The 8942-nt window shown below is 69.6% G+C and carries 6 protein-coding genes and 1 pseudogene; 4 read left to right on the top strand and 3 right to left on the bottom strand.

Translation table 11 applies throughout. From position 1 onward, the window contains the following. Positions 1 to 102: 102 nt before the first annotated feature. The 3 genes from DVH02_RS24350 to DVH02_RS24335 form a co-directional block, all read right to left on the bottom strand. Positions 103 to 1467: an ABC transporter substrate-binding protein gene (locus DVH02_RS24350; RefSeq protein WP_114625974.1), complete on the bottom strand. Its 1365-nt coding sequence runs from the start codon at positions 1465 to 1467 to the stop codon at positions 103 to 105. Between the two features lie 10 nt (positions 1468 to 1477). Beyond that, entirely contained in the window at positions 1478 to 2437 is a 960-nt protein-coding gene (locus DVH02_RS24345; RefSeq protein ID WP_114625973.1) for a carbohydrate ABC transporter permease, read from the bottom strand. A 175-nt stretch (positions 2438 to 2612) separates the two neighbouring features. After that, positions 2613 to 3677 (bottom strand): carbohydrate ABC transporter permease, encoded by a 1065-nt coding sequence (locus tag DVH02_RS24335; protein ID WP_233518436.1) that lies wholly within the window; start codon positions 3675 to 3677, stop codon positions 2613 to 2615. Between the two features lie 255 nt (positions 3678 to 3932). Between DVH02_RS24335 and DVH02_RS24325 the strand changes: the two genes are divergently transcribed. The 4 genes and pseudogenes from DVH02_RS24325 (at position 3933) to DVH02_RS24310 (ending at position 8860) form a co-directional block, all read left to right on the top strand. Next, positions 3933 to 5084: an ROK family transcriptional regulator gene (locus DVH02_RS24325; protein WP_114625970.1), complete on the top strand. Its 1152-nt coding sequence runs from the start codon at positions 3933 to 3935 to the stop codon at positions 5082 to 5084. A gap of 147 nt (positions 5085 to 5231) precedes the next feature. Next, a complete protein-coding gene (locus tag DVH02_RS24320) occupies positions 5232 to 7100 on the top strand; it encodes a glycoside hydrolase family 9 protein (protein ID WP_114625969.1) in 1869 nt (622 codons plus the stop codon). A gap of 453 nt (positions 7101 to 7553) precedes the next feature. Continuing rightward, positions 7554 to 7970 (top strand): annotated as a pseudogene (locus DVH02_RS36985) (hypothetical protein); the annotation flags it as partial. Between the two features lie 275 nt (positions 7971 to 8245). After that, positions 8246 to 8860: a toxin gene (locus tag DVH02_RS24310; RefSeq protein ID WP_114625968.1), complete on the top strand. Its 615-nt coding sequence runs from the start codon at positions 8246 to 8248 to the stop codon at positions 8858 to 8860. Positions 8861 to 8942 lie beyond the last annotated feature (82 nt).

Genomic DNA, 8942 nt, shown 5'->3' with positions numbered 1-8942 from the left:
GGGGTGGGGGGTGGGGGGACTGGTGTGGGGGGTGGAGGGGTGTCCTGGTGTGGGCCTTTGTGGTGGGGGAGCGGGTGGTGTGTGGCGCCGCCGCTCCGTTCCTCAATCCCCCTGCGACAGAATCAGGTTGATCTGGCTGTTGGTCTTCGTCAGGCTGCCCACCGGCTTGCCGTTCGCGTACACGTCCTGCATCGCCGGTTTCATCAGCGCCGCCACATCCGCCGCGTAGTCCGTGATCGGGTACGAGAACGTCGTCCCGTCCGCGACCGGCCGTGTGAAGGCCGTGACGTCGATGCCGGCCTTCTCGTACGCTGCGATCGCCACCTCCGTGCCCGCCTTGCTCGCGGGGAACACCACTCCGTACGTCCCGACCGTCCGCTGGCAGGCGTCGGAGGCGAGGTACGCCACCCACTTCTGGGCGGCCGGTTTGTTCCCGGCGCGTCGGGTGAGGGAGTCGGCGAGGCCGTTGAGCATGGTGGCGCGCTTGCCCGAGGGGCCGACGGGGGTCAGGGCGCTGCCCGTCTCGATGCCCTTGAGGCCGTAGTACGTCTTGGCCATCCAGGAGCCGTGCAGCGCGAGGGCCGCCCGGCCCGAACCGAGCTGTACGTCAGGGCCGTTGGACTTGGAGAAGGCTTCGAAGGGGGCCAGATAGCCCTTTTCGGCGAGGCCGAAGTACCACTCGACGGTGGACTGGAAGACCGGGTCGTCGTAGTTGTAGTGGGTTCCCCACGCCTTCTTGTCGGTGTAGTTCCAGCCGGCCGAGGCGGTGAAGGCGCTCCACTGGGTCTGGCCGTTGGCCTCGCCCGCGTCGTTGGTGGCCAGACCGTACGTCTTGACGTTGTGTCTGTCGAAGCCGGGCTCGTCGCCCCGGCGGCCCTTGGTGTCGACGGTGAGATGGGCGATGGTCCGCTCGAACGTTCCGCCGTCGGTGGGGTTCCAGGCGAGGCTGTTGAGGGTGTCGTCGGAGATCCCGGCGTCCTCGGTCAGCTTCTTGTTGTAGTACATCGCTATCGTGTCCCAGTCCTTCGGGGAGCCGTAGCGGTGTCCGTCCTGGGCGATCCAGGCGGCGGCGAGGCCCGGCTGGTAGTAGGTGTCCTCGATGCCCCGGGTGGCGGGCAGTTCGTCCAGCGGCGCGAGCACGTCCAGATCGATGAACTGCGCGAACTTCGTGATGTGGTCGGTGAAGACGTCCGGCTCGGTGCCCGCGATCATGCTGGCCGTGAGCTTGGTCCAGTAGTCGTCCCAGCCGATCTGCGAGATGTCGACCTTGAGCCCGGGGTTCCGCTTCTCGAACCCTTGGGCGCATTCCTGGTAGCCGGGGAGCTGGTTGGCGTCCCACAACCAGTACGTGACGGTGTGCGACGACTCGGCGGACGTCGGACTCCGCGTACCGCAGCCGACGGCGAGCAGGGAGAGCGCGACGGCGGCGGCGAGTGCGGCGGGACCGCGGGAGGACCTGCGTAGCACTGAAGCCTCCTTACTTGAGTCCGGTGAAACCGATGGAGTTGACGATCCGCCGCGCGAACACCCCGAACAGCACCAGCATCGGCAGCGCGGCGACCAGCGTCGCGGCCATCAGCCCGGCCCAGTCCGTGCCGGACTGCGGGGTCTGGGAGCGGAAGATACCCAGGGCCACGGTGAGTACGCGGGAGCTGTCGCTGTACGACACCATCAGCGGCCAGAAGTAGTCGTTCCACGCCGTGATGTAGGTGAGGACGCCGAGCGTCATCATCGGAGCCGCGGCCGTGGGCAGCAGGAGCCGGAAGAAGATGCGGACCTTGCCCGCGCCGTCCAGCAGCGCTGCCTCCTCCAGCTCCTTGGGCAGGTTCATGAAGAACTGGCGGAGGAAGAAGACCGCGAACGGGGTCATGAACATGGTGGGCAGCGCGATCCCCGTCAGGGTGTCCACCAGCCCGAGTTCCTTGATGAGGACGAAGTTGGGCAGCAGGGTGAAGATGGCCGGCACCATCAGACCGGCGAGGAAGAGGCCGAACACCCGATCGCGACCGCGCCAGCGCAGCCGGGCGAAGGCGTAGGCGGCCATCGCCGAGAACATGACCTGACAGACCGTCACCATCGTTGCGACCACCGTGGAGTTGAGCAGATAACGCCAGAAGTTGATCGAGCCTCCCGACCCGCCCTGGGCGAGGGCCTCCTGCGTGCTCTGGAGTCCGAGGACGCGCTCGAATCCGCCCCAGCTGAAGTCGACGGGCAGCGGGGAGGCGGGGTCGGCGGTGAGCGCGGTGTTGGAGGAGAGGGCGGTCCGTACGATCCAGTAGAACGGCAGCAGGGTGATGAGGACGACCAGGGCCATCAGCGCCCAGGCCGCCATCCGGCCGAAGGACGGGCGGGGCCGCGTGGGGCGCTCGGACCGGGCGGGCGCGGGCGCCGGTGCGGGTGTGGGGGCCGGTGCCGACGTCGAGGTCAGTGCGGACATGACATCACTCCTTGCTCCTCTTCCTTCGTCCTCGTCGTCGCGCTTGTCCTCGCGCTTGTCCTCGCGCTTGTTGTCGTGCTCGTCCTCGCGTTTGTTGTCGCGCTTGTCCTCACGCTCGTTGTCGTGCTTGTCGTCGTGCTTGTCGTCGTCCTCGTGCTCGTCGTCATGTCCGCGCTCAGCCGAGGTCGGTCCGGCCGGCCCGGGTGAGCCGGTACTGGACGATCGTGATCACGCTCAGCACGGCCAGCAGCGCGACGGACATCGCGGACGCGTAGCCGAACTGGAAGCGCCCGAAGGCCGAGCTGTAGATGTAGAGCTGGAGCACGTTGCTCGCGTTCGCCGGTCCGCCGGGCCCCGGTGTCGCGACCGCCACGGTGTCGAAGACCTGGAACGAGCCGATGACCGTCATGATCAGTACGACGGCGAGCACCGGCCGCAGCAGCGGCAGCGAGATCTTCCAGAACGTGCGCAGCTCGCCGGAGCCGTCCACCTTCGCCGCCTCGTACACATCGCCGGGTATCGCCTGGAGCCCGGCGAAGAGGAGCAGCGCGGTGTAGCCGACGTGCCGCCATACGTTGATCAGCGCGATGCTGGGGATCACCCACTCGTCGCTCGCGAGGAACGCGACGTGGTCGAAGCCGAGCGCGCCCAGCAGTTCGTTGCCGATGCCGAGCTGGGTGTCCAGGATCCACACCCACACCACACCGGCGACGACGTTGGAGACGAGGTACGGGGTGAGCACGATGCCGCGCAGCAGGGAGGACTTGGTGAGCCGCTGCATGAGGACGGCGACGCACAGCGCGGCGACGGTCTGCACACCGATGTTGATGAAGACGTACTCGACGGTCACGCGCATGGAGCCCCAGAAGATGGGGTCCTGGACCATCCGCCGGTAGTTGTCGAGGCCGACCCACTCGGCGGGGGTGAGCAGGTTGTAGCGGGTGAAGCTGAGGTAGATGCCGCGCAGGGTGGGCCAGAGCAGGAACACCAGGAAGCCGACCATGGCGGGGGCGATGAAGAGCGCCGCCAGGACGCCGTCTCCGCGTGCGGTCCCGGTGCCCGTGCCCGTGCCCGTGCCCGTGCCGGTGCCGGTGCCGGTGCCCGTACCGGGCGAAGTGCCGGGCGAAGTGCCGGGCGAAGTGCCGGGCGAAAGGCCGGCCTTCGTTCGTGTCAGCACCTTGGTGCGGGTCGGCGCCGGAGGGCGTGGCGGCCCGGACGCGCCGTTTGAGGCGACAGTCATCAGAGACTCCCTTGTCCATGACTCGTCCTCGAGGGTTTTGCTTTTGTGCTGAAACAATCACCACGTCAAGAGGTGTGCGCGAACTGCTTGGGTGCGGGGTTGCAGCCTGGAATGGCTGGAAGGTGGGTGGAATTAATTCTGAAGTTGAATAATGTAGCGGTGCGCGGGCCCGGTCCCTGGATACGATGAGCGGCGGGCGCGCGAAGCCGGGCCTGTGGGACTCGTGGGACTCATGGGATGCAGAAGGAATCGAGCATGCTTGCAGCCAGTTGGGCACCGCTGAGCCCCGCCGAACGTGCCGTGGCGATCGAGGTGCTGACCCACGGCCCGGTCTCGCGCACGGAGATCGCCAGGAAGCTGAACCTGTCCGCGGGCAGCCTCACCCGGCTGACCAAGCCGCTGATCGAGTCCGGCCTGCTGATCGAGGAGCCGACGCCGGTCTCTGCCCCCACGCGCCAGGGGCGCCCCTCGCAGCCGCTGGACATCGTGGCGGACTCCCGCTACTTCGCGGGGTTCAAGATCACGGCGGATATGGTCTACGGGGTCGTCACCACGCTCAAGAGCGACATCGTGGCCGACCGCGCCGTCCCCCTCCGCACCCGCGATCCGGAGTACGTCGCGGATCTCGTACGGGAGATGACCGAGGAGTTCGCCGCCGCCTTCCCCCGGCTCGCGGGCATCGGCGTGGGCATCGGCGGCCGGATCAAGGGCTTCTCGCGCGCGGTCGCCTCGGTCTTCCTGGACTGGCACGACGTGCCCTTCGGGGAGATGGTCGAGGAGCGCACCGGGCTGCCCGTCGTGGTCGAGAACGATGTCGCCGCCCTCATCGAGTCCGAAGCCTGGTTCGGCGCGGGGCGCGGACTCGACCGGTTCGCGGTCCTCACCATCGGGGCGGGGATCGGGTACGGCCTGGTCATCGGCGGCCGGTTGGTCCGCGCCGCCAACGACGGCCAGGGGATCGGCCGCCGCTGGATCATCGACCCCAACGGCCCGCTGACGCCCGACGGCGTCCGGGGCAGCGCCGTCTCGCTGCTGACCATCCCGAGCATCCGCTACCAGGTCCGGGCGGCGACGGGCCGCGACCACACGTACGAGGAGATCCTCGCCCTGGCCGACGCGGGCGACCCCCCGGCCGCGCGGGTGATGGGCGAAGCGGCGCGGGCGCTCGGCACGGTGGTCGCGCAGATCGCCAACTTCGCCATGCCGCAGAAGATCCTGCTCGCGGGTGAGGGCGTCGGCCTGATGGACATCGCAGGGCCCGCGGTCAGGGAGGCGGTCCTCGACAACCGCGACCCGCTCGCCGACCCGTTCGTCCTGGAGACCAAGGTGTCCGACTTCAACGACTGGGCCCGGGGCGCGGCGGTCCTGGCGATTCAGATCCTGGTGCTGGGCAGGCCGAAGGAGTGAGGGGCAACCGCACGCGTCGCCCCGTCGGCATTCCCGTTCCCGCTTGCCGGATCCATTGACCATGTGACGTGTGCATGCAATTCTCCCCGAGTGTCGTCTGGGAGCGCTCCCAGACCGTGAGGCTCGCGACCGCGAAAGGCACCCCACATGCCCGCACCCGCACTCGTCTCCGCCTTGTCTGCCGCTCTGCTGATCGCCGGACTGGCCACCGCCCCCGCCGCTCCGACGGCCCCCACGGCTCCGACGGCCCCCGCAGCGACCTCGACGGGCGCCACGATGTCCGCCGCGGCGCCCGCCGCCGTCACCGCCGTACGCGCCAACCAGCTCGGTTACCTGCCCGACGGTCCCAAGCGCGCCACCGTCGTCTCCACCGGCACCGCGCCGCTGCCCTGGCAGCTGAAGAACGCGGCCGGTGCCGTCGTGGCCGCCGGGACGACCGTCGTCCGCGGTCTCGACGCGGCGTCCAGGGACGCGACGCACCTGGTCGACTTCTCCTCGTACAGCGGCAGCAGCAGCGGCTCCGGCTCCGGCTACACGCTGGTCGTCGAGGGGCGCGCCAGCCATCCGTTCGCGATCGGCTCCGGGCTCTACGCCGGGCTGCGCTCGGACACCATGTCGTTCTTCTACCAGCAGCGCAGCGGCATCCCGATCGAGGCGTCCCTCGCGGGCGCCGCGTACGCCAGGCCCGCGGGACACCTCGGGGTCGCGCCGAACCAGGGCGACACCAGCGTGCCCTGCGTGAGCGGCGTCTGCGACTACCGCCGCGATGTACGGGGCGGCTGGTACGACGCGGGGGACCACGGCAAGTACGTCGTCAACGGGGGCGTCTCCAGCTGGCTGCTGATCAACGCGTTCGAGCGCGCCGAGGCCAAGGGCACGGCCGCCGCGCTCGGCGACTCCACCCTGCGCGTACCCGAGCGCGGCAACGGCGTGCCCGACGTGCTGGACGAGGCGCGCTGGGAGCTGGAGTTCCTCATGCGGATGCAGGTCCCGGAGGGCAGGCCGCTGGCCGGGACCGCGTTCCACAAGATGCACGACGCCAACTGGACGGCGCTGCCCACCCGGCCCGAGCGCGACGCCGAGCGGCGCGAGCTGCACCGCCCCTCGACCGCCGCGACCCTCAACCTCGCGGCCACCGCCGCCCAGTGCGCCCGGGTGTACGCCCGCTACGACGCCGCGTTCGCCGCCCGCTGCCTGGACTCCGCCCGGCGCGCCTGGACCGCGGCGAAGGCCGCCCCCGCGCTGATCGCACCGGAGTCGGACGGTACCGGCGGCGGCGCGTACGCGGATCCCGCGGTCGGCGACGAGTTCTACTGGGCGGCGGCCGAGCTGTACGCCACCACCGGCGAGAGCGCCTACCGCGACGCCGTCACCACCTCGCCCTGGCACACCTCCGCCGGTGCCTTCAGCGCCTCCGGCTTCAACTGGGCCGAGACGGCCGCGCTCGGCCGGCTCACCCTCGCCACCGTCCCCACCGCACTGCCCGCCGCCGACACCGCCCGGCTGCGGGCCTCGGTGACCACGGCGGCGGACGGCTATCTGAACGCCATGTCCGGGCAGGGGTACGCGGTTCCCCTGCCCGCCTCCGGATACGTGTGGGGCTCCAACGGCCAAGTGGCCAACAACGGCGTCGTACTGGCCACGGCCTACGAGCTGACCGGCCAACAGCGCTACCGCGCCGGGGCGGTCGAGTCCCTGGACTACCTGCTCGGCCGCAACACCCTCGGCCAGTCCTACATCAGCGGCTACGGCGCCCAGCCCTCCCACAACCAGCACCACCGCTTCTGGGCGCACCAGGCCGACGCCGCGCTCCCCACCCCGCCGGCCGGCTCCCTCGCGGGCGGCCCCAACTCCGGTCTCCAGGATCCGGTGGCGGCCGAGCGGCTGGCCGGCTGCGCGCCCGCCGCCTGCTACATCGACGACATCGAGTCGTACTCGACCAACGAAGTCGCCATCAACTGGAACGCGCCACTCGCGTGGCTGGCCCAATTCGCCGCCGAGCCCGCCAAGCCGTAGCGGCAGGACCGCCAAGCCGCTGCTGTCCGGGGCGTCCTGCGGTCGCAGCCGCTGCGCCGCCCCGGGTAAAAGCGCTTCAGTTCGAACTTTTCCGGCCATCCCGCACCGATCAATTCGACCGATGAGGGAACTTGGCTTTCGAGCATCGCTGACAAGGTGTCATAATGCAGGGGTAGCCCTTCGTGCATCCCCCGTCGCGAAGGGCTACACCCCTTTCCCGAAAGCGCCCTGACTGGCTTTCCGTGCAGGTCCGGAGCGTCTCGGCCGGGCGGGCGCATCGCTGGACCGCCGCGAGCAAGGGACTCCCCTCGTGGCCCCTTGCCCGCGTTTTTTCGAGTTAACAGTGACGGAGAGTGTGTGCGCAAGTTCAGTTGTTCGACCGAGACCATTCCAGGGTGAGTCCGTTACAGTACGGCGAACGTGAACGAGGCGGGGGCCTGGTGGGGGCTTGGGATGGACAGCGGTGAAGAGCGGGCGCCACAGCTGAAGACGTTGCGCCAGAAGGTCGAGTACATGGTCGAGAAGACCTTCCCCGGCCAGAAGGTGTCCGGGCGGTTCTTCTCCGACCTGGTCAAAGAGCGCGGCGGCTCCCTTTCCCACAGCTACTTCTCCAACATCCTCGCCGGTAAGGTCACCCACCCCTCCGAGGACATCCTTCGGGCCCTCGGCCTGGGATTCGGTGTGGACTGGCGCTTCTTCAAGGAAGAGTCGGAAGTCGTCGACGATGTCGTCGCCGGACTGCAGTTCCTCGCCAAGCGCCGCACGGGCGCCATCAGCGGGGTGGCGGGGCGGGGCATGGACGACAGCGGACTTCCGCCGGAGCTGCTCCGGTTCGCGCTGTCGCTGCTGGAGGACACCAAGCCCGACGGGAACACCAAGCTCGACGGGAACACCAAGCTCGACCAGAGCACCAAGGCCGAGCAGAGCACCAAGGCCGACCCGGACTCGGCCCCGGGCGCTGTCCCGGACGGCGGGGCGGATGCCGGTGCGGATGCCGGTGCGGGCGGCGGCGCTGCCGCCGCCGACGGCACGCCGGAACCACGGCCGTGATTCCCGCGTGTCCGTGATCGTGACCGTGACCTGTGGCCGGAATCCACCGACCCACGACCTGGCGCACCGCGTATCCGATCAAGAGGCCCCCACCCATGTCCCTGCGCGAGCTGCGAAGAGAGTGCGAAGCCGGACTGGCCGATCTGCCCATCCCCACCCCGTTCAGCATCGCCGGGCTGGTGGCCAACATGGAGAAGGCCGGCGGCCGTACGATCGCACTGCACGAATTGCCCGACCAGCTCGCCCGCGTCAACGCGGCCTGCGGGCTGCGTCTGAAGTCCGGCGACACCAGCTTCGTGCTCTACCGCCGCCGTCCCACCGTGTACCAGACCCAGCACGTCATCCTGCACGAGCTGTGCCATGAGTGGTTCGACCACGGGACGACGCTCGACGCGGAGCAGCTCGGACGGCTGCTGCCGGTCTTCGACACCTCGCTGATCGGCCGGGTACTGGCGGCGGACGAACCGGACGAACCGGCCGGGCCCGCCGCCGTCCCGCCGGTCGTCGCCCAGGCGCTGCGCTCCGGCGGACCGGTCCAGGCCCGCGCGCAGTACGACACCCACGATGAACGGGTGGCCGAGTTCGGCGCCTCGCTCATCCCCCGGATGGCCAGGGACATGACGAGCGATGACATGGTGGGACGCCTGGCCAACTCGCTGTCGCGTCCCGTGGCCCGTCGGCGGGGCGGCTTCTTCCGCCGTAGCCCGTAGCCCGTAGCCCTGTAACCCCCGTAACCCCCGTAACCCCGTGGCCCTGTAACCCCGTAGCCCGCAGCCCCGTAATCCGTAGAAC

Origin of the sequence: Streptomyces corynorhini (assembly GCF_003346515.1) — a bacterium.
In the GTDB taxonomy this organism is placed as follows: domain Bacteria; phylum Actinomycetota; class Actinomycetes; order Streptomycetales; family Streptomycetaceae; genus Streptomyces; species Streptomyces corynorhini.
Note: the sequence above shows the minus strand (reverse complement) of the source record. Positions and strands in the feature narration are given on the sequence as shown.

Excerpts from the sequence above, each read along its gene's own strand:
- DVH02_RS24345 (WP_114625973.1), bottom strand. The coding sequence starts at position 2,437 with ATGTCCGCACTGACCTCGACGTCGGCACCGGCCCCCACACCCGCACCG.
- DVH02_RS24335 (WP_233518436.1), bottom strand. The coding sequence starts at position 3,677 with ATGACTGTCGCCTCAAACGGCGCGTCCGGGCCGCCACGCCCTCCGGCG.
- DVH02_RS24325 (WP_114625970.1), top strand. The coding sequence starts at position 3,933 with ATGCTTGCAGCCAGTTGGGCACCGCTGAGCCCCGCCGAACGTGCCGTG.
- DVH02_RS24320 (WP_114625969.1), top strand. The coding sequence starts at position 5,232 with ATGCCCGCACCCGCACTCGTCTCCGCCTTGTCTGCCGCTCTGCTGATC.
- DVH02_RS24310 (WP_114625968.1), top strand. The coding sequence starts at position 8,246 with ATGTCCCTGCGCGAGCTGCGAAGAGAGTGCGAAGCCGGACTGGCCGAT.